Source organism: Synechococcus sp. WC101, assembly GCF_047461555.1.
In the GTDB taxonomy this organism is placed as follows: Bacteria; Cyanobacteriota; Cyanobacteriia; order Thermostichales; family Thermostichaceae; genus Thermostichus.
Genome location: NZ_JANSHG010000004.1, coordinates 1 through 21,254 on the forward strand (window position 1 = coordinate 1; position 21,254 = coordinate 21,254).

Genomic DNA, 21,254 nt, shown 5'->3' on the forward strand with positions numbered 1-21,254 from the left:
TGAGCAAGTTTGAGGCGGACGGCAGCCCCAACCCCCGCTTTCGGCCTGGGCCCTTCCAACTGGGCCTGCGCTGGATCGGGCTCTACCGCCGCGATCCGCTGCCGCAACTGATGGGGGTGGCGCGGGGATCCCTAACTCCCGATTGGGTGGCGGCCTTGCGGGAGAGCTCCAGCCGCTGGTGTGGGGTGGAGATTCCTGCAGAGATCGAGGGATCCGCTCTGGCAGCCCAGTTGCTGCGGCTATTGCACTCGCCCGAGAGTGTGGGCCGGGTGGTGCCTCTAGAAGCTGTCCATGGCTAAGCTTCTGGGCCGCCTCAAGGGATCCCTGGGGCTTTTGGCCGGCCTATGGCTGTGGGCGGGCCAGGGGATCCCTTACCTGTTTGACTGGGACGAGCTCATTTACGCCAGCTTGGCGCGGCAGATGCTGGCCAGCGGCGATCCCCTGGCTTTGCAAATTAACGGCGAGCCTTTTTTCGAAAAGCCCCCCCTCTTTTTTTGGCTGCAGGCCCTGGCGATGGCGGCCCTGGGGGTCAACGAAGGGGCGGCGCGGCTGCCCAATGCCTGGGTTGGCGGGATCACCGTAGCCCTTTTGGTGGCGTGGGGAGGGCGGCTGCGCGGGGCGGGGTTTGGCTGCCTCTGGGGGATCCTGCTCCTGACGGGCTACCTGCCCCTGTTTTTCTACAAAACCGGCCTCATCGACCCGCTGCTGAATTTGGGTATGGGCGTGGGGCTAGGATCCCTTTGGGCTGCTGAGGAGGCGCGTCGGGCCGGGCGCTCCGGTCAGGGGTGGAGAGCTCTGGGCGCGCTGGCTTTGGGCCTGGCGGTGTTGGCCAAGGGGCCGGTGGGGCTGGTGTTGCCGCTAGCCATCTGGATCCTCTACAAGCTCTGGCAGCGGGATCCGCCAATGGGGTGGGGGGAGATGGTGATCTTTTTGGGCCTGGCGGCGGCTGTTCCCCTGGCCTGGCTGGTGCTGGAAGTGACAGCGCGGGGGCTGCAGTGGCTGGCGGCGTTTTGGCACTACCAGTGGGGTCTGGTGAGTACCCCCAGCGGCCATCCGGGCCCGGTCTACCTGCATCTTTTGGCCTTTGCCTGGGGGTGCTTTCCCTGGGGGGCTTTGGCCCTGGCCGGGATCCTGGAGAGGATCCCCAGGAGTATTGACTCGGCGGCTGCGGATTTAACTCAGCGGGCAGAACGCCTGCTCTTGGTGGCCTTTGGGGTGGTGCTGGCCCTGTTTTCGCTCCTGGTGCAAACCAAGTTGATCCACTACACCTCGCTGCTTTACCCCATCGGCGCCTACTTTGCCGCCCTGCGCCTGCAAGGCCTGGTTGCCGAGAAAAGGGGGCCCAGCTTTGGGGAAACTGCCTGGATCCTGCTCAGCGGCCTGGGTTGGCTGGCCCTGTGGCTGCTATTGCCGTGGTTGGGATCCCAGGATCCGGCTTTGCGGGCCCAAGTGGGGGCCGCCTTGGGGATCCCCGACAGCCTAACCGGCCGTTTGGCCCTGGGATACCTACAGGCCGAGGTGGAATGGCCCTTCTTCACCTATGGCCCTGCTTTGCTCCTGGTGCTGGGGGGACTGGCCTGGATCAGGGCGCGGCAGAGCGTTCGGGGATGGGCCATCTTGCTCTTGGCCACTGGACTCAGCGCCCAGTTGGCCTGGAGTTGCATCTTCCCAAGGGTGTTGCAGCATACCCAGGGGGGATCCGTCTACTTTTTCCGCCAGTTTGCCGGCCCAGAACCGGCTCTTTCGGGAAGGGTTGGCCTCTACGGGCTCCGCTCGTTTGTACCCTATTTTTATGGTCCGCTGCGGGTGCCCTATGCCGCCAAGCTGGAGGAGCTGGCTGCCTGGCAAGCCCAAGGCCAGGTGCCCGACTATCTGGTGACCTGGGATCCCTTTGTAGCTGAGCTAACGGAGCCAGGGATCCCAGCGGCAGCTTGGCAGGCCGTGGAGCGCCGCAGCCCCTTTTGGCTGTTGAAGAAAACCTAGAGAAGATATGGGCCAGTACGTGTTGCGGATCAGCGACCTTCCCCTTCAGGATCGCCCGCGCGAGCGGCTGCTCAGCCAAGGGGCCAAAAGCCTCTCCCACGCCGAGCTGCTGGCCATTTTGCTCAATACCGGCCAGGGGCCGGGCAAGCTCTCGGCTGTGGGCCTGGCCCAGTTGCTCTTGAAAACATTGGAAGCCCAAGGGGATCCCCTGGCCCAACTGCGCCAGGTGGAAGCCGGAGAGCTGCTGCAAATTGAGGGCATTGGCCCAGCCAAAGCAGCAACAGTGTTGGCCGCCATCGAGCTGGGGCGGCGGATCTTTTTGGCCCGACCCCCCGAGCGGACGGTGATTGAATCGCCGGAACAGGCGGCCATGGCCCTAAGCGGCGACCTGATGTGGGAGCCCCAGGAGCATTTTGCCGTCCTGCACCTGGACATCAAACACCGCCTCATCGGCCAGCAGATCGTAACCCGGGGAACCGCCACGGAAACCCTCACCCACCCGCGGGAAACCTTCCGCAGCGCCATTAGGCAAGGGGCCAGCCGCATCCTGGTGGCCCACAACCACCCCTCCGGCAGCTTGGATCCCAGCCCGGAAGATCTTGCTCTCACCCGGCAACTCTTGCAGGCGGGGCAACTGCTGCAGATCCCGGTTTTGGATCACCTCATCCTCGGCGGCGGGCAGTTCCTCAGCCTGCGCCAACACACCCGCCTGTGGGAGGAATTTCCCCAGCCCGAGTAGTTCCAAGCGCTCCGCGCCGCTAACGCGACCACCCCCGCCCCCCTACATCCCCCCGCAGGCGGGGGGACAAGAGGGGGGCCGGGGCTAGGGATCCGGCAGCACCTCAAAGCGCATGCCCACCCTGAGTTGGCCGCCGTTGACCAGATCCCAGGCCGACTGTTCCTTCCTGCCGGGCAGTTGGGCCCGCCGGATGAGGAGGGATCCCTCCCCTGTGGCCACATACACCCCTTCTCCCCTGGCCAGTCCCACCACTTCTCCGGGGCTGCCCGGGGGAAGCTCGGCAGGTGGCGGGTGCAACTGGGGAGCGGCGGAGCGGACAATCTTAATCCGCTGCCCCTGCAAGCCGGTAAAACAGTCCGGGGAAAAGGCGCGGATTTGGTTGTGCAAGGCCTGGGCCGGGCGCTGCCAGTCGAGCTGGAAGTCCTGTTTTTTAAGCAGGGGGGCATAGGTTGCCCGCGAGTCATCCTGGGGAATGGGGGTCAGCTCTCCTTTTTCCAGTTTCACCAGGGTTTCCACCAGCAGCTCTGCCCCCCGTTGGGCCAGTTGGGAGGCCAGCTCCAAGCCGGTCTGCTCCGGCTCGATGGGCAGCTTGGCCTGCAGCAAGATGGCCCCCGTATCCATGCCTTCGTCCATGAGCATGGTGGTGACGCCGGTCTCGGTCTCGCCGTTGGCAATGGCCCACTGGATGGGGGCGGCGCCGCGATAGGCCGGCAGGAGGGAAGCGTGGACATTGATGCAGCCCAGCTTGGGCATCTGCAGCACCGCCGGCGGCAAGATCTGGCCGTAGGCCACCACCACAAACACATCGGCAGCCAGCGCCTCTAGCGCCGCCAGCACCTCTGGATCCCGCCGCAGCCGGCCAGGCTGCCACACCGGGATCCCGTGGGCTTGGGCGAGGATCTTGGTGGGCGGGGGGAGCACCTTCTGTCCTCGCCCCTGCGGCCGATCCGGCTGGCAGACCAATCCCACCACTTCAAAGGGAGACTGCGGCTGCAACAAGATCTGCAGCGAGGGCAGAGCAAACTCCGGCGTGCCAAAGAAAACAACCCGCATGGCCGACCCCCTGAGCCCTGCCCTTTAGTCTAGAGCGGCCGGGGAAGGTGGAGAGGGCTCGCCCTCGGCGGCGTCGGCTGCTGGAGAAGGAAAGGGAGAAAGCCTGGTCGGGGAAGCCTGCCAAAAGGCGGGCTGTTTGAGATCGAACTCTTGGCTCCAGGCCGGCAAGAAGGAGCCCAGCTTTTGCCCGGAAAGCCGCAGCCGCTGCACAAAGGTCCATTCCAGACGGGTCAAGGCCCGCCGCACAAAGTCCTTGGCCCAAGCCGGATCCGGAACTTCCGCTGCCTGCAAGTTCACCTGTAAGAGGCCCAGCTTGGGGTGCAGATGGACGCGGGCCTGGATCCCCTGCGGGCGCAGCAGGTAGTCGAGCACATACTGGATGGCTTCTCCATCCCCGCGTTGGGCGCGATACAAGGGGCTGTTGGGGTTGGGCGGCGGCTGGTAGCGCCACTCGCGGTGCCACTCCGGGATCCCTTCGTTGGGGGGAAAGCCAAACAGCTCCACCTGGCGCTGCCGGTAGCTCAACGCTATTTCCTCTAGGGTTGGCAAGAGGCCCTGCAGCAGCCGATCCGCATCCGGGAGGGGATCCCCTTCCAGGCGCAGCAACAGGCGGTGTCCGGAAAGACGCGCCTGCACCTGCAGATGTCCCAGCCCCTGGGATCCCAGGGCTGCTTGCAAGCGAGCCACGATCTCCGGGAGAGCCGCCTGGACCTCCACAGAATGGTCAGACATCGGCAGGGATCCGCAACAAGACCAGATCCAACCTAGCCCAAGTTCGGCAAGGGCTTGGAGGGGTTGCCAGCCGGGGCTAGATTCCCAGGATTAAGCGGGCAACGGAGAAGTAGATCAACACCCCTAGCACATCCACAATCGTGGTGATGAAGGGGGTAGCCATCAAAGCGGGATCGAAGCCGAAGGAGCGGAACAAAAAGGGCAGCCCCGCCCCCGACACCGAAGAGAGAACAGAAATCCCAAATAGGCTCAGCCCGACGATGATCGCCACCAAGAGATCCCGCTGCAGGGCATAGGCCCAGCCGATGGTGATCAAGCTGAGCATGATCCCCAGCATGGCTCCCACCGCCGCTTCCCGGGCCAGCACCCCAAACCCGTCCTTGAGGCGCACCGTCGCCGTGCTCAGGCCGCGAATCACCACCGTCGAAGACTGGGAGCCGACGTTGCCGCCGCTATCCACCAACAGGGGGATAAAAGCCGCCAGGGCAATCACCTGGCTTAAGACTTCTTCCTGACCGGCAATAATCGTGCTGGTAAAGGTGTTGGTAAACAGCAAAATCAGCAGCCACACCACCCGCTTGCGGGCCGCCTGCCAAAAGCTGAGGTCGAAATAGTCCTCTTCTCCAGACTGCAACCCCCCCAAGGAGTAGATGTCTTCGGTGGCCTCTTGCTCCAGGATGTCCAGTACATCATCTACCGTAACGATCCCCACCAGTCGCCGCTCGGCATCCACCACCGGCACCGCCAACAGGTCGTACCGCTGGATGACCCGCGCCACTTCTTCTTGGTCGGTGTGGGTGCTGACAAACACCACCTCCCGGTTCATCACCTCCTCCAGCCGCTGGGCCGGGTCGGCCATCACCAACTCCCGCAAGGACAGGGTTCCCGTCAGGTGTCGCTCTTGGTCGGTGACGTAGAGGTAGTAGATGGTCTCGGTTTCGCGGGCCAAGAGGCGCACCCGCTCCAGCGCCTCGGCTGCGGTCAGGTTCTCTCGCAGGGAAATGTATTCCGGAGTCATGATCCGCCCCGCGGTGTTGGGGGCATAGCCCAGCAGCAAGGCTGTGGCTTCCCGCTCTTCGGGGCTGAGCTGCGGCAGCAGTTCGGCAACCACCTTGGCCGGCAGTTCGTCGAAGAGGCGGGCCCGGTCGTCCGGCGACATCTTGTCCAGGATGTCCTGGATCTCTTGGCTTCTGAATTCGCGCAGCAGCGTCTGTTGCAGCTCTATGTCCAGGTGTTCGTAAACGCGGATAGCCAGATCCTTGGGCAGCAAGCGAAAGGCCAGAGCCTGCTGCGCCTCCGGCAACTCCCCAATGACCTCGGCAATGTCCACCGGCTGCACCGGCAGCAGGAGAGATTTGGCCTGTTCCAAGTTGTTTTCCTTTAAGGCCAAGCTGAGCTGGCCGCGCAAGAGCTCACAAGATTGCTCGCGGCTCAACTCAGGACTGGGGGCGGGTGGGATCAGCGGGGCGGAATTCAACGGCCTTGCTCCCTGCAACTCTAGCTGTAACCAAAGGTCGGGCGGCGCAAGCCCCGGACTTTAGCCCTGGGGATAAGCCGCCTTATCTCGACTTTATGATGATGTCACGAGCGCCTGCGGATTTCGATCCACGGTATTGGTTCGAGCAATATCCGACGCAAGTATCTCGGCTTGGCCCAGTAGTTGGGGTTATGGCGTCCTCCCCAACCCCCCGTCTACGGGGGGCCCTGGAGAGAACGTCAATAATGCCAGCAAGGCTGAGCCCCTATTTCGCTGGCCACAGCTCGGCTAGAGCCCATAAAAGTCGGGGCCGGATCCCTCGTAGCTGGGGTTAACCCGCAGGTTTAAGTGGGGGCAGACGATCTCGCAGGTGCGGCACTGGATGCAGTTTTCCAGCGACATGGCGTGGGAGCGGATGCCGTTTTGCTCGCGGATGTGGTGGACTTCCGCGGTGCAATCGGCCACGCAGGGGGTGGGGCGGTTGAGCTTGTCGTAGGTGGCAATGCACTGGCGGCAGATCTCGGCGCTGAACTCGAGGATGTGCCGGTTGCCTTCGGGGTAGCGGGGATCCGCAAAAAAGACGGCCTCGGATCGCGAGAAATAGCCCGCTCGAGTGGTCAATGTTTCGGGATCCACAACGCTGGGGGCCACAAAGTCCGCCTGGATGGCGGCATGGGGGGCCACATATCCCCGTGGGGGTGGCTCGCTGGCGCTGACCCGTCCCGTCAGCAGGGTATAGGCACGCAGGAGTTCCCTGCCGCGACGCACGGGATCCTGCAGGCCCCAGCGCAGGGATCCCAGCCAAGGGTGGCCGGCATCGACGCTGCGGCAGATCTGGGGCAGGTACGCTTCCAGCAGACGGGAGTTTTCCAAAAAGGCCTCCCGGAAGTAGCGGCTACGGTAGAGATCTTGGCCAACGGAGCTCTCCATCACCGCCTTTTGGTAGGCCTCTTGGATCCGCAGATCTCCTTTCAAGAAGCCGTCGTGAATGAGGCCCGCTGCTAGGTAGCCGGTCTCCATGGCGTTGTTGATCCCGGCCAGGCTGCCCACATCCAGCACCCCCAGGGCATCGCCCAAGAGCAAGGCCCCTTCGACGCCAAAGCGGGTGGGCAAGCTGTAGTAGCCCCCTTCGGGAATGACAGCCGCCCCGTACTTGAGCAACTTGCCGCCAGCAATCAGGGACTGGATCCAGGGGTGGGCTTTGAACTCCTGCAGGCGCTGCTGCGGGTTGAGGTTGGGGTTTTTGCTGTCGAGGCCGATGATCAAGCCCAGGGCCAGGCGGTTATCTTTGAGGCCGTAGACAAAGCCGCCGCTGAAGCTGCCATCCAAAACCGGGTAGCCCAGGGTGTGCCACACCTGCCCCTGCAGTGAGCAAGGGATCTGCCACAGCTCTTTGACCCCCACCGACCACAGTTGCGGGCGGGGGCGCAGGTGAAACTTCTCGACCAGATCTTTGGAGATAAATCCCTTGTCCCCGAAGCAGGTGAGCTCGGCAAAGACGCAATCTTCATAAACCTGGCCGGAGTCGCTTACCCGCACCCCAATGACCCGCTCGCCGTCATAGAGGATCTCGTGGGCGGCAAAGCCGGGGAACACATCCAGGGTGACGTTGGGGATCCCTTTGGCTTTTTCCTGCAGGGTTTCGGCCAGCCAGCGGATGACATGGCTGAGGGTAAGGATGAACTGCCCCTGTTTGCGCAGCCCCTTTGGGATCGCCGCCTCTGGCAAGTCCCAGCGCTCCTGGGATCCCAGTACGCTCAGGTGGCTCACCTCCACCCGCCCCTCGTGGGGAAATCCTTGGCTCTCAAAATCCGGGAAAAGCCTGGCGATTACCTGGGGATTGCAGATGGCACCACTGATGATGTGCCCGCCGAATTGCCGGGCTTTTTCCAAAAGGGCGATGGAGAGCTTGAGCCCCGAGAGCTTGGCCAGATCCAAAAGGCGATGGGCCAGGATCAGGTTGGAGGAGCTCCCCCCCACCAAAAGCAGGTCGTAGCGGATGGCGTCACTCATGCAAAATTCCCCACCCAGTGGCTCTGGAGAGTCTGCCCGTATCCTAGAAAGGAAAAGTGGAAAGATCCCAAAACTTTAGACCTTCTCAAGGCTTTGGGCGTTCTCCCCGCTGGGGCCCACCCCCAGCCTCTTGCCTTGCTTGGGTAGGGATCCCTCCTTCCTGCAATTTTTCCAGCTAGCCGGATTCGAGCCTCTCTTGCCAGAGAAAAAGGGGCTGTCTTTGAGCTGGCTTGCGGTCTTACTGCTAGCTGGCAGAGCTTGGATTCTACGCTAAACAAGTTGTAGGCGGCAATGAAGGAACATCCTCTGTCCAAGTCTTTCTTGGCAACGCTGGTTGGAGCCTTCTTTGTTCTTTTAGGCTGCAGCGTTGTGCGGCACCACTTGTTTCAGTCGGGAGGGTATGATCTCGGTATTTTCGACCAAGCTGTTTATTTAATCAGCCGTGGCGAGGTTCCTTTTTCTACTATTCGCGGGATCCACATTCTTGGGGATCACGCAGCTTTTATCTTGTATCCTCTCAGTCTCTTGTATCGCATTGTTCCCTCTGTATATTGGCTGTTTGGCATCCAAGCTCTGGCACTAACGCTGGGAGCGCTGGCCGTTTACCATCTGGCGCTCCAGGCCGAGATTGATTCTGGCAGGGCGAGAACAATTGCCGCCGCCTATCTTCTCTACCCAGCCATCTTCAACGCCAACCTTTTTGATTTTCATCCAGAAGTGTTGGCCGTTCCCCTTTTTTTGGCCGCTATACTCTGTGTTCGCTCTGGCAAGCTGTGGGGGTTTTTGCTGTGCCTAGGCGGCATCCTCGGCTGTAAGGCGGCATTGTCTCTCAATGTCGCTGCCCTGGGAGTTTGGCTTTTGATCTGGGAAAGCCGGCGGATTGACAAGCGCTGGCAACGGCGCTGCCAAGTGGCCGGCTGGCTTGCCATAGCGGCAGGGTCGGCTTGGTTTGGCGTGGCTACTTTTTGGATTATTCCTCACTTCAGTGGCAGCGAGCCGGCAGCCGTTTCTCACTATAGCTATTTGGGCAGTTCTGTTCCTGAAATTATCCAAAACTTGGTTCTCAAGCCAACATTAGTCCTGGGCAAGGTCTTCTCTCTCGACACCCTATTCTATGGATTTTTGTTAGTCATCCCTGTGGCTTCGGGCCTCTCTTGGCGCCACTGGGATCCCTGGATCCCTGCCCTGCCAACTTTGGGGCTGAATATCCTTTCTAGCAATCCTGCTTATCGGGACCTGGTGCACCAGTACGCGCTGCCTGTTGTTCCTTTTCTATTTCTAGATGTTATCGAAAACGGGAAGACGACCAACCCTCCCGCCTCTTCTGCGAAAGTAAACAAAACAGCCCTGATCTGGTCTTTGCTGGCTTTTTTGGCTTTGGCCAAGTATACCTTTTTCGGCTCCCTCTATCTCCAGTCTCTCGACACTTGGCAGGCCACTCGTGAGGCCCTTGCCCAGATCGCCACCTCAGGGGGCGTTCTCACCACCCATGAGATCAGCCCCCACCTCACCCATCGGCGAGTTATTTACTTTACCGACGAGAGCCGCTTTAAGGGATCCCCTCCCGACCAATGGGATCCCTTTGATTATGTCTTGCTCAACAGCCGCCATCCGGGGTGGCGCAGCAGCCCAGAGTTCTCCCAGACCCTGATTGCCGCTTTACAAAACGAAACCTCATTTCGACTTCTCTACCATCGCGATGGGGTGTATCTGTTCTCCAGGCTACGAGAAAGATCCTGACAGGCAGCCGCAGCAATGCCCTGCCTCATCGCAACAAATCGTTAAAAAAAATTGTTACGTCGATCTAAAGAAATTCTCCAAATCGGCAAGGCTTAACCTGGGCTTAGTCTCTCCTTAACTTCGAGCCACTAGTTTTGTAGTGCCTATCCTTATGCGTGAAAACAGTCACGCGGGGAATAGATGTTTTTTGTAAAACATCTAGCTTCTAGAAGACCGACAAGACAAGAGAAGAGGAGAACCAAAGTGAATAGCAATCCGCATGGCCCCCGGCTCCGTCATGGGGACGAGCCTCTGTGCAATCATTCGCCCAACCCTACCTTCAGCAGCATTCTGGAAACCCGCCTGCAGCGGCGCCAAGTGCTGCAGGGCGGCATTGCGGCGGCAGTGGCCACCTTTTTCGGCCTGCCGGCGCTAAACGGCGCTTCCAAATCTGCCAAAGCGGCCAGCGGCAGCTCCTTGCTGGGCTTCAAGGCGATCCCCGTGAGTGCAGAAGACAAAGTGGTGGTGCCCGAAGGCTACACGGCTCGACCGCTGCTGGCCTGGGGTACCCCCATCACCGGCACCTACCCACAGTTCAAGCTGGAAAACACCGGCGCCGAGCAAGGGATGCAGGTGGGCAGCCACCACGACGGCATGCACTTCTTCCCCATTGATGGGAAGGATCCCTGGCAGGGCCGCTCTGATGAGGGCTTGTTGGTGTTCAACCACGAGTATGTGGAGCCGCGCTTCATGCACGCTGCCGCCAAGGGGCAAAAGTTTGACGACGAGGACTATCCGGTCAATCCCGACGGCAGCCGCGATCCCGATCAAGTACTCAAAGAGCTGAACGCCCACGGGGTGAGCATTGTCCACATCAAGCAGCAGGGGGACGGCAACTGGACTGTGGTGCGGGATCGCCTCAACCGCCGCATTACCGGCCTCACCCTCATGGAGATCCACGGGCCTGTGCGGGGATCTGACTTCGTCAAGACCAAGTTCAGCCCCGATGGCACGATGACGCGGGGCACCTTGAACAACTGCGCCCACGGCGTTACCCCCTGGAACACCTACCTCACCTGCGAAGAAAACTGGGCCGGCTACTTCACCAACACCAGCAAAGGGCCGGATCAAAAGCCCAACCTGCCCCGCGAGCACAAGCGCTACGGCGTGAGCACCGAGACCTCCCGCTACGGCTGGGAGCTGGCCAGCAACAAAGCCGACGAGTTCATCCGCTTCAACGCCACCCCCACGGGCGCCGATCCCACCCAGGACTACCGCAACGAGCCCAACACCTTCGGCTGGGTGGTGGAGATCGATCCCTTTGATCCCAGCAGCACGCCCAAGAAGCGCACGGCTCTGGGCCGCTTTGCCCACGAGGGCGTGGTGTTCCAGCCGCCGGTGGAAGGGCAGCCGATTGTGCTCTACATGGGGGACGATGCCCGCTTCGAGTACATCTACAAGTACGTCTCTGCCGAGCCCTACCGCAAGGAGACGGCAGGTGGCCACCTGTTGGATAAAGGCACCCTCTACGTGGCCAAGTTCAACGAAGACGGCACAGGGGAGTGGATCCCGCTGGTGTTTGGGCAAAACGGCCTCACGCCCGAGAATGGCTTCACCAGCCAGGCGGACGTGTTGGTGAACACCCGCACGGCGGCGGATTTCGTCGGCGCCACCAAGATGGATCGGCCCGAATGGGGAGCGGTGGATCCCAAGACCCGCATGGTCTACTTCACCCTGACCAACAACAGCCGCCGGGAACCAGACCAGGTGAACGCCGCCAACCCCCGTCCCAAGAACCAGTGGGGCCACATCATCCGCTGGAAAGAGATGGGCAGTCCCCAGTCCACCCGCTTCGAGTGGGACATCTTTGTCTTGGCCGGCCCCTCCGCTGACAGCCGTACCCTGTCAGGGCAGCCTCTCAACGCAGACAACATCTTCAATTCTCCCGATGGGCTGTGGTTCGACGCCAGCCGTCGCCTCTGGATCCAGACCGACACCAGCGAAAGCAATCTCAACAAAGAGGAGTTTGCGCCTTTTGGCAACAACCAAATGTTGGCTGCCGATCCGGATACAGGGGAAATTCGCCGCTTTTTAACCGGGCCGATTGGGCAGGAGATCACCGGTGTGGTCACCACTCCCGATCAGCGCACCATGTTCATCAACGTGCAGCACCCAGGCGCCAGCACCAGCGAGGACGACTTTGCTGCCGGCAAGGTCAATTCCCGCTGGCCAGACTACGACCCCAATCTCTACCCCCGCTCGGCGGTGGTGGTGATCACCAAAAATGACGGCGGGATCATCGGTACCTAGTTGTCTCTGAGGCCGTCAGCCCATAAAACCCAGCGGCAGGGATCCTTCATCTCTGCCGCTTTCTTGTCTCTGTTCCTGCAAGAGTCGTACTCAAACCTCTCCTCTCCCTGAGGGAGAGGGGCCGGGGGTGAAGGGCCTAATCCCACAAGTTCAAATCCGTCACCGCCCCCAGGCTGCTGCTGGAGACCAGCTTGGCGTACTTGGCCAGAACACCCCGTTTGTAGCGGGGCTCGGGCGGAGCCCAGCGGGCGCGGCGGCGGGCCAGCTCTTCCTCACTAACATGCAGGTGCAACAGGCGAGCGGGGGCATCGATGGTAATGAGATCCCCTTCCTCCACCAGGGCAATGGGGCCGCCTACGTAGGCCTCAGGGGCCACATGGCCCACCACCATGCCGTAGGTGCCGCCGGAGAAGCGGCCATCGGTAATCAGGCCCACGCTGTCCCCCAGGCCGGCGCCGATGATGGCCGAAGTGGGGGAGAGCATCTCCCGCATGCCGGGGCCGCCCTTGGGGCCCTCGTAGCGGATCACCACTACGTCCCCCGGTCGAATTTGGCCGGCGAGGATGGCCTGCAGGCAGGATTCTTCTGAGTTGAAGACTCGCGCCGGCCCCGCGATCTTGGGAGTCTTGACGCCGCTGATCTTGGCCACCGCCCCTTCGGGCGCGAGGTTGCCTTTGAGGATAGCGATGTGCCCTTGGGGGTAAAGGGGGCTGTGCCAGGGGCGGATGACCTCTTGGTCGGGGCTGGGCTCGTCGGGCACGTCCCGCAAAACCTCGGCAATCGTCTGGCCGGAGATGGTGAGGCAGTCGCCGTGCAGCAGGCCGTGGTTGAGCAAGATCTTCATTACTTGGGGGATCCCGCCGGCCTGGTGCAGATCGGTGGCAACAAACCGGCCTGAAGGCTTGAGGTCGCAGAGGACGGGCACGCGGGCGCGGATGGTCTCGAAGTCATCCAGCGTCAGGGGCACTTCTGCTGCGTGGGCAATGGCCAAAAAGTGGAGCACGGCGTTGGTGGATCCCCCTACGGCCATGATGACCGAAATGGCGTTCTCGATGCTCTGGCGGGTGATGATGTCCCGCGGCCGGATATTAGCTTTGATGGCCTCGGCCAAGACTTTGGCCGATTGAGCGGCGCTTTCGGCCTTCTCTTCGTCCTCTGCCGCCATGGTGGAGGAATAGGGCAGGCTCATGCCCATGGCCTCAAAGGCGCTGGACATGGTGTTGGCCGTGTACATGCCGCCGCAGGATCCGGCACCGGGGCAGGCGTGGCGCTCGACTGCCAGCAGCTCTTCCTCAGAGATGCGGCCAGCACTGTACTCTCCTACCGCTTCAAAGGCGCTGACAATGGTGAGGTCGCGGCCATTGTAGTGGCCGGGCTTGATGGTGCCGCCATAGACAAAGATAGAGGGCACGTTGAGGCGGGCCATGGCGATCATCGCCCCCGGCATGTTCTTGTCGCAGCCGCCGATGGCCAAGAGACCATCCATGCTCTGGCCGTTGACCACCGTCTCGATGGAATCGGCAATCACCTCCCGCGACACCAGGGAGTACTTCATTCCCTCAGTGCCCATGGAAATGCCGTCGCTGATGGTGATGGTGCCGAAGACCTGAGGCATGCAGCCGGCGGCCCTGAGGGCAGCTTCGGCGCGCTCGGCCAGGGTTTGGATGCCGATGTTGCAGGGAGTGATGGTGCTGTGGGCGTTGGCAATGCCGACGATGGGCTTGCCGAAGTCCTCATCACGGAAGCCCACGGCCCTGAGCATGGCGCGGTTGGGAGAGCGCTGCACCCCTTGGGTGATAACCTGGCTGCGCAGCGGAAAAGGAGGGTTGGCCATCATAGGTAAAGAGCGGGACAATAAGCCCGCGCTGGGATCCAATTCAAAAAAAACAAGTAGAACCTATCCTACTCGGTTTTTCGCCAGGCAAGCCGAACGAGAACCCTGCCGGCAGGCCAAATCTAAAGCAACCCTGTAAGTTCTCGGCTCTCGCTGTTGGGATTGGCCAGCCTAGCTAGTAAGAATCCTGAGGAAGCCTGCGATTATGGTGGTCAGTTCTTCTCCGCCCGTAGTGCCCAGCAGCGCCGAGCGCGAGATGGCGCGGGATGTGCTTACCCTCTCCCGGCATGTGCTGCAGCAGTTTAGCGGCTTTACCCCTGAGGCCCAAGACTTCAGCGCCCTGATGAACCGCATTGCTCTGGCCGGCAAGATGATTGCCCGCCGCCTCAGCCAGGCAGGGCTGATCGAGGGGACGCTGGGGGTAACCGGCAGCGTCAATGTGCAGGGGGAAGAGCAGCAGCGGATGGACGACTACGCCAACCGGGCCTTCATCCGCGCTTTGGAGCAGACCGGCCTGGTGTGCCGGCTGGTATCAGAAGAGCTGAAAACGCCGGCCCGCCTGCCGGAAAACTGCTCCCTCAGCCGCTTGGCCCTGCTGATCGATCCCTTGGATGGATCCTCCAACATTGACGCCAACCTCAGCGTCGGCTCTATCTTCTCCGTTCTTCACCCCCTTGAGGATCGTCCGGAAGCAGACAACCAAGATCTCCTCCAGCCAGGCCGTCGCCAACTGGCCGCCGGCTACATCCTCTACGGCCCCAGCACGCAACTGGTCTATTCCGTCGGCAAGGGAGTACACAGTTTTACCCTGGATCCCAGCTTGGGCGAGTTCATCCTCTCCAAAAGCGACCTTCGCATTCCCGAACGCGGCTCCGTCTACAGCCTTAACGAGGGCTACTTCTGTCAGTGGAGCGAAGGGATCCAGAACTATGTCCGCTATGTCCACCGCCGCGATGGCTACACCGCCCGCTACAGCGGCGCTCTGGTGGCGGATTTTCACCGCATCCTGTTGCAGGGAGGAGTGTATCTCTACCCTGGCACCCGGCAAAAACCAGAGGGCAAGCTGCGGCTGATGTACGAGGCCAACCCGCTGGCGTTTTTGGCTGAGCAGGCAGGAGGCGTAGCCACCACCGGCACCGAGGCCATCCTGGACATCGTGCCCCAATCCCTGCACCAACGAGTGCCTTTGATTATCGGCAGCCGCAAGAATGTGGAAGAAGTGTTGCGCTGCCTGGAAGGGTCGTTGACCCCCTAGCCACCCTTCCCAACCCCGCCCACCCAAGCTGAGCCGACCCTATGGCAACCCTGACTGAAAACCCCTTGCGCGTTGGCCTCAACCAAGAGCGCATTCCGGATCCTTGTATTTTGGTGCAGTTTGGTGCTTCCGGAGATCTGGCCGCCCGCAAGCTGATCCCGGCCTACTACCGGCTATTCGTGCAGCGACGGCTGCCGCCGGAGTTTACCCTGGTGGGGGTGGCCCGGCGCGACTGGAGCCACGAGGTCTATCGGGACAAGATGCGGGCGGCCCTGGAAGAATTTGCCCCCCAAGATCTGGGGCCAGAAGCCTTCTGGCAGGACTTCGCCAGCCGCCTGTTCTATTGTCGCCTCGATATCGGAGAGGCCGAGGGCTACCTGCGTCTCAAGCAACTCCTCGGCCAACTGGATGAGGAGCGGGGCACCCGCGGCAACCGGGTGTTTTATCTGGCGGTGGCGCCGGACTTCTACGCCCAGGCCATCCAGCAGTTGGGGGCAGCGGGGATGTTGGCCGATCCAACCAAAACGCGGGTGGTGATCGAAAAGCCCTTTGGCCACGACCTCACCTCGGCTCAGGAGTTGAACCGCATCGTACAGCGGCTCTGTCAGGAAGAGCAGGTCTACCGCATCGACCACTACCTGGGCAAAGAGACGGTGCAAAACCTGCTGGTCTTTCGCTTTGCCAACGCCATCTTTGAGCCTCTCTGGAACCGCAACTACATCGACCACGTGCAGATTACGGTAGCGGAAACGGTGGGGGTGGAGGACCGGGCCGGCTACTACGACGCTGCCGGCGCTCTGCGGGACATGGTGCAAAACCACCTGATGCAGATCTATTGCCTGACTGCCATGGAGCCGCCCGTCTCCTTGCGCAGCGACGGCGTGCGCAACGAAAAGACTAAGGTGCTGCAGGCCACCCGCCTGGCGGACACTCGCAATGTAGCTGCGGCAGCAGTGCGGGCCCAGTACGGCCCTGGTTGGATTGGCGGCAAGCCGGTGCCAGGCTATCGCCAAGAGCCCAATGTTAACCCCAACTCGCAAACCCCCACCTACGTTGCCCTGAAACTGGAATGCGACACCTGGCGGTGGCAGGGGGTGCCCTTTTACCTGCGCACCGGCAAGCGCCTAGCCAAGAAGGTCTCCGAGGTGGCCATCTACTTTAAGCAGGTGCCGCTATCTCTTTTTCCTTCGGCAGCGCGGGAGGTGAGCCCCAACATCCTGGTGCTGCGCATACAGCCCAACGAGGGCATCTCCTTGCGCTTTGAGGCCAAGATGCCGGGGCCGGAGATCCGCACCCGCTCGGTGGAAATGGATTTTCGCTACGGGACAGCCTTTGGGTCAACCACGCCAGATGCCTACGAGCGCCTACTGTTGGACTGCCTGCTGGGGGATCCCACCCTGTTCACCCGCGCTGACGAGGTGGAAGCCGCCTGGCGAGTGGTGACGCCGGTTTTATCGGCCTGGGAAGCCCAGCCCGGCGGCAATGGCAGCAGCGTTGCGCCGCCGCTGTACACCTACGAAGCCGGCACCTGGGGGCCGAAGGCCGCCGAAGACCTGCTGGCCCAGTCGGGGCGGCGGTGGCGACGCCTCTAGTTTGTTTCAATCGCTGCCTTTACCCCCAGCCCCTATTCCTCAGGGAGGGGGGAGTTGGAGGCCGCCGACACGTTCGCGACAGCGTTGGATAGCAATATGGTTGAAACCAGTCCTGGCAGGAAGGATCCCCGCTTGCTGCAGCTAACATGGGCATGGCCTGTTTTTGCGTGGGTGTCATGCCGCCACTGTTATTCCGGTTGTCTGTCCGGTTTTTGCTAACCTTGCCGCTGGGCCTCGCCATGGTGTTGGGGAGAGGGAAATGGGATCCCGCTCGAGCCCAGGTGTTGCTGCGTGTTCCCCTGCCCAATGGGGAGTTGATGCGGGCGCAGGGGCTGCAACTGGCCACGGACGCGCTGCGGCTGGCCCAGTTTGGCCAGACGGAAGAGGCGCTGCGCCGCCTGCAACTGGCGATGGCCATGGTGCCCACCTCTTCCGAGCTGCTCTACGTTTTGGGCAACGTCCACCTGGAGCTAGGAGACTATGGCCAAGCCATCCAAGCGCTGCAAAAGGCCCGCGCCCTGGCTCCCGACGACGCCGACATTCTCTACTCGCTGGGATCTGCTTACTTGCGGCAGGGCAGCTATTTTGCCGCCGCTGAAACCCTGGAACGGGCTGTTGCCTTGCAGCCGGATAACCCCAACGCCCGCTTTCAACTGGGCAATGCCTACCTCATGCTCGACCAATGGGATCGCGCCCGGCAGGAGTATGAGAAAACCTTGGAGTTGGATCCCGCCTATTGGCCAGCCATGAACAACATCGGCCTGGTGGACTATGAACAAGGGGATCTGGAGGCGGCCATCGAGCGCTGGGAGCGCACCATCGAGATGAACGAGGCGGTGGCCGAGCCCTACCTAGCCCTGGCTACAGCCCTGTACGTTCGCGGCGAAACCGAACGGGCGGAAGAACTGGGGGCCAAAGCCGTGCGCCTGGATCCCAGCTATGCCCGGCTAGAGGTGCTGCGGGAGAACCTGTGGCGGGAGAACCTGCTGCGGGATGTGCAAATCCTCCTGCGCACCCGTCCTGTTGCAGAGGCTCTGCAGCAAGCCGCCATCGAGCAGTTCAACCAGCAGATGGGCCTTGGGAAAGAGTAGGCTCAGGAGCTGCCCAGAATAGCTTGAGCCTGCGAGGCCCTCTGTCCCTGAAGGGCCTCGACCTTGGCCCGGATGCGCTCGGCAATGCCGACGCTGTTCAGGCCCAGTTCCGCCAGCGATTCTTCAGGAGTGGCGTGCTCCACCCACACATCCGGCACCCCCAGGCGCAACAGCGGCACTCGGATATCGGTATCCAGGAGGGCTTCCCCCACTGCCGAGCCAAACCCACCCATGAGGCAGCCTTCTTCCACCGTCACCACCAGGCGGCTTTGTTCGGCTAGGGGCAGGATTAGCTCTGTATCCAGGGGCTTGGCAAAGCGGGCATTGACTACCGTCGTGGAGATGCCGTGTTCCTTGAGGATCTCCGCTGCCTGCAAACTGGGATGCACCATCGACCCATAGGCTAGGATCAGGACCTCGCCGCCGCTGCGCAGCACCTCTGCTTTGCCGATGGGAATGGGCTCCCACCCCTCTTCGGCCAGAGGCACCCCCACGCCAGCTCCGCGCGGGTAACGCATGGCGATGGGGCCCTTTGTGTACTGGATCCCGGTCACCACCATGCGCTGCAGCTCCGCCTCGTCTTTGGGGGCCATCAGCACCATCTCGGGAATGCAGCGCAGATAGGCAATGTCGTACATGCCCTGGTGGGTGGGGCCGTCCGCTCCCACCACCCCTGCCCGATCCAAGCAGAAAAAGACCGGCAGCTTTTGAATGCAGACATCGTGGATGATCTGGTCGTAGGCCCGCTGCAGGAAGGTGGAATAGATGGCCACCACCGGTCGCATCCCCTCGCAGGCCATGCCAGCAGCCAAAGTAACAGCGTGCTGCTCGGCAATCCCCACATCCACGAACTGATCCGGCAGTTTTTCTTTGAGCTTGTCTAGGCCGGTGCCGGTGTCCATAGCCGCCGTGATGCCAATGATGCGGGGATCCCGCTCCGCCAGTTTACAAAGAGTGTGGCCGAAGACCTTGCTATAGCTAGGGGGAGTGGGTTTGGTAGGAGGATAGGGTTTGCCGGTGGCTAGGTCGAAGCGGGATTGGGCGTGATAGCTTACCTGCTCAGCCTCTGCCGGTGGGTAGCCCTTGCCCTTGACCGTAGCCACGTGCACCAGCACCGGCCCAGAGATGCCGTGGGCCAGCTCAAAAGCATCCAACAATTCCGCCAGGTTGTGCCCGTCCACCGGCCCTACGTAGGTAAAGCCCAGCTCCTCAAAGATGATGCCGGCCTTGTTGTTCTGCACGGCAGTAACCAGCTTCACCGTCTCCTTGAGACGGTCGATTTCCGGGCTGAGGCTGGAGCCAACTAGAGGTAGGTTCTTTAGCTGCTCCTCCAGGCTGTCGGCCAAAAACTGCACCGGTGGGCTGAGGCGCAGGCGGTTTAAATAGCGCGGGATGGCCCCCACATTGGGGGAAATCGACATGCCGTTGTCGTTGAGAATCACCATCAAGTTGGTCTTGGGCAGGTGCCCGGCGTGGTTGATGGCTTCATAGGCCATGCCCCCAGTCAGGGCGCCATCCCCGATGATGGCCACCACCTTGAAGTTTTCTCCCCGCCGATCCCGAGCGATGGCCATGCCCAGGGCTGCCGAGATGCTGGTGGAGGCGTGCCCGGCCCCAAAGTGGTCGAAGCGGCTCTCACTCCGCTTGAGGTAGCCGGAAATCCCTCCTTTCTGGCGAATGGTATGGAAGTTGTGGTAGCGGCCAGTAAGCATTTTGTGGGCATAGGCTTGGTGGCCCACATCCCAAATCACCTTGTCGCGATCCAGGTCGAGGGTTTTGTAGAGCGCCAAGGTCAGCTCCACCACGCCCAGCCCCGGCCCCAGGTGACAGCCGACTGGAGAGTTGGCAGCCGTTTGCAAGTGCTTTTCGCGAATCTGGCGGGCTAGGCTGCGCAACTGGCTGAGGCTGAGGTTGCGGAGCTGGTTGGGGTGAGTGATCTCACTCAGGTGCATAGGGGACTTGTCCTTCCGGTGTAATCTCACTGTGACATACTCCCGCACTCATGCTGACGTATAGAGTGCGGGCTTCTCGCTTCGTCGGGGAGCTTCTGCAAGAACCCTCTGCGTTCGGCTTTGCCGTGCCGTTAGGGATGCAGACATGGAATGCCCTACCGCGTAGTTGCACCAGGTTCCGGCAACGCCGTTTTCTACAACTAGATCCATTTTATTGTTGCGAGTCTGCGACGGGGGTATCTGGCACTGACTGCCTCTCGACAGTACAGTGCGGGGCTGATCTACCCCCGAACCCCCTTCAGCTAAATCATTTTCTGGGCGGGTTTTGTTGCCATCCCCTGCGGAACTTCGGAAAACATCGGGATCCCCTGGTCCAAGGGCAGTGAGATCCTGAGAGGGAGCACCAAGGAGCTCATGCAGGGGTTAGCATCGCACAAGGCCCTCGGCTGCTCTGGACTTGAGGCCGACGGCCTGCTGTCGCGATCGGTTTCTGCCTTTTTGTGAACCATGAAAATTGCCGCCAACATCACTCAGCTCATCGGTCGTACCCCTCTTGTGCGGCTAAACCGGATCCCTCAATCCGAAGGGTGTCTGGCTGAGATCGTCGTGAAATTGGAGAGCTTTAACCCTGCCGCCTCGGTGAAAGATCGCATTGCCGTGAGCATGATCGAGGCTGCCGAACGAGCTGGCTTGATCACCCCCGGCAAGACCATCTTGGTGGAGCCCACCTCTGGCAATACCGGCATTGGCCTGGCCATGGCTGCTGCTGCCAAGGGTTACCGGCTGATCATCGTTATGCCTGAGAGCATGAGCCTGGAGCGGCGGCGGCTGCTGAAGGCTTACGGAGCAGAGGTGCACCTGGCCAGCAGCGCCGGCGGCATGGGGGAGGCCATCTGGAAGGCCGAAGAGATCGTGCGCCGCACCCCCAATGCCTATATGCTGGGCCAATTCACCAATCCGGCCAACCCTCAAATCCACGCCCGCACCACTGGCCCGGAGATCTGGGAGGATACCGATGGCCAGGTGGACATCTTGGTGGCGGGGGTGGGTACCGGCGGCACCATCACAGGGGCAGGCGGCTTCCTCAAAAGCCAAAAACCCTCCATTCGACTGGTGGCCGTCGAGCCCAAGGCCAGTGCTGTTTTAAGTGGAGGGCGGCCCGGTTTTCACCGCATCGAGGGCATCGGGGCGGGGTTTGTGCCGGAGGTGTTGCGGCGCGACCTGCTGGACGAGGTAATTGCGGTAGATGACGAGGAGAGCATGGTCTACAGCCGCCGCCTGGCCAAAGAAGAAGGGATCCTCTCCGGCATCTCCACCGGGGCAGCCCTGGCTGCCGCTATCCAGGTGGGGCGGCGACCGGAAAACGCCGGCAAGCTGATCGTGATGATCCAGCCCAGCTTTGGCGAGCGCTACCTGAGCACGCCCCTCTTCCGCAACCTGGAGCGGGAGGAGGCCGACGCCGGGATCCTGCAGGCCAACCCAACCTAGGCCAACAATTCCGACA

The 21,254-nt window shown here is 61.6% G+C and carries 14 protein-coding genes and 1 pseudogene; 9 read left to right on the forward strand and 6 right to left on the reverse strand.

The genetic code is table 11. The annotated features are described in order from the left end of the window. From NW809_RS00500 to radC, 3 genes and pseudogenes are all read left to right on the forward strand, one after another. A pseudogene (locus NW809_RS00500) lies at nt 1–299 on the forward strand (CIA30 family protein); the annotation flags it as partial. Further along, nucleotides 292–1,983 carry an ArnT family glycosyltransferase gene (locus NW809_RS00505; RefSeq protein ID WP_011430521.1) on the forward strand — a complete coding sequence of 564 codons (1,692 nt, stop codon included), beginning with the start codon at nt 292–294 and terminating at the stop codon, nt 1,981–1,983. The pseudogene NW809_RS00500 and the gene NW809_RS00505, both read left to right, overlap by 8 nt. Before the next feature lie 7 nt (nt 1,984–1,990). Then, nucleotides 1,991–2,722: a RadC family protein gene (gene radC / locus NW809_RS00510; RefSeq protein ID WP_011430522.1), complete on the forward strand. Its 732-nt coding sequence runs from the start codon at nt 1,991–1,993 to the stop codon at nt 2,720–2,722. Nucleotides 2,723–2,806: 84 nt separating this feature from the next. On the opposite strand, the gene fmt is transcribed toward radC, so the two are convergent. The 4 genes from fmt to NW809_RS00530 form a co-directional block, all read right to left on the reverse strand. Beyond that, complete coding sequence (fmt, locus tag NW809_RS00515; RefSeq protein WP_099813161.1) at nt 2,807–3,775, reverse strand: methionyl-tRNA formyltransferase; 969 nt, start codon at nt 3,773–3,775, stop codon at nt 2,807–2,809. 24 nt (nt 3,776–3,799) lie between these two features. Further along, nucleotides 3,800–4,507, reverse strand: a complete 708-nt coding sequence (locus NW809_RS00520) for a hypothetical protein (RefSeq protein ID WP_071813519.1) — start codon at nt 4,505–4,507, stop codon at nt 3,800–3,802. A 76-nt stretch (nt 4,508–4,583) separates the two neighbouring features. Next, entirely contained in the window at nt 4,584–5,984 is a 1,401-nt protein-coding gene (mgtE, locus tag NW809_RS00525; protein ID WP_414401310.1) for a magnesium transporter, read from the reverse strand. A gap of 288 nt (nt 5,985–6,272) precedes the next feature. After that, nucleotides 6,273–7,997 carry an electron transfer flavoprotein gene (locus NW809_RS00530; RefSeq protein ID WP_414401311.1) on the reverse strand — a complete coding sequence of 575 codons (1,725 nt, stop codon included), beginning with the start codon at nt 7,995–7,997 and terminating at the stop codon, nt 6,273–6,275. Nucleotides 7,998–8,366: 369 nt separating this feature from the next. Here NW809_RS00530 and NW809_RS00535 point away from each other — a divergent pair, with 369 nt between their 5' ends. Both NW809_RS00535 and NW809_RS00540 read left to right on the forward strand, forming a co-directional pair. Beyond that, the gene (locus NW809_RS00535) at nt 8,367–9,737 is read left to right on the forward strand and encodes a DUF2079 domain-containing protein (RefSeq protein ID WP_414401312.1); all 1,371 of its coding nucleotides are present in this window, start codon (nt 8,367–8,369) and stop codon (nt 9,735–9,737) included. A 243-nt stretch (nt 9,738–9,980) separates the two neighbouring features. Further along, nucleotides 9,981–12,026: a PhoX family protein gene (locus NW809_RS00540; protein WP_414401313.1), complete on the forward strand. Its 2,046-nt coding sequence runs from the start codon at nt 9,981–9,983 to the stop codon at nt 12,024–12,026. A gap of 136 nt (nt 12,027–12,162) precedes the next feature. Here NW809_RS00540 and ilvD read toward each other — a convergent pair whose 3' ends face one another. Beyond that, nucleotides 12,163–13,860, reverse strand: a complete 1,698-nt coding sequence (gene ilvD, locus NW809_RS00545; protein WP_414401314.1) for a dihydroxy-acid dehydratase — start codon at nt 13,858–13,860, stop codon at nt 12,163–12,165. 256 nt (nt 13,861–14,116) lie between these two features. Between ilvD and fbp the strand changes: the two genes are divergently transcribed. The 3 genes from fbp (at nt 14,117) to NW809_RS00560 (ending at nt 17,798) form a co-directional block, all read left to right on the forward strand. Continuing rightward, the gene (gene fbp, locus NW809_RS00550; protein ID WP_011430530.1) at nt 14,117–15,115 is read left to right on the forward strand and encodes a class 1 fructose-bisphosphatase; all 999 of its coding nucleotides are present in this window, start codon (nt 14,117–14,119) and stop codon (nt 15,113–15,115) included. A gap of 41 nt (nt 15,116–15,156) precedes the next feature. Next, on the forward strand, nt 15,157–16,707 hold the full coding sequence (zwf, locus tag NW809_RS00555) for a glucose-6-phosphate dehydrogenase (RefSeq protein WP_414401315.1): 1,551 nt from the start codon (nt 15,157–15,159) through the stop codon (nt 16,705–16,707). Between the two features lie 176 nt (nt 16,708–16,883). Beyond that, complete coding sequence (locus NW809_RS00560; RefSeq protein ID WP_414401316.1) at nt 16,884–17,798, forward strand: tetratricopeptide repeat protein; 915 nt, start codon at nt 16,884–16,886, stop codon at nt 17,796–17,798. 2 nt (nt 17,799–17,800) lie between these two features. Here the strand turns inward: NW809_RS00560 and dxs are convergent, their stop codons facing one another. Beyond that, nucleotides 17,801–19,750, reverse strand: a complete 1,950-nt coding sequence (gene dxs / locus NW809_RS00565) for a 1-deoxy-D-xylulose-5-phosphate synthase (RefSeq protein ID WP_414401317.1) — start codon at nt 19,748–19,750, stop codon at nt 17,801–17,803. Nucleotides 19,751–20,257: 507 nt separating this feature from the next. Between dxs and cysK the strand changes: the two genes are divergently transcribed. Beyond that, nucleotides 20,258–21,238 carry a cysteine synthase A gene (cysK, locus tag NW809_RS00570; protein ID WP_011430534.1) on the forward strand — a complete coding sequence of 327 codons (981 nt, stop codon included), beginning with the start codon at nt 20,258–20,260 and terminating at the stop codon, nt 21,236–21,238. The last annotated feature ends 16 nt before the right edge of the window (nt 21,239–21,254 follow it).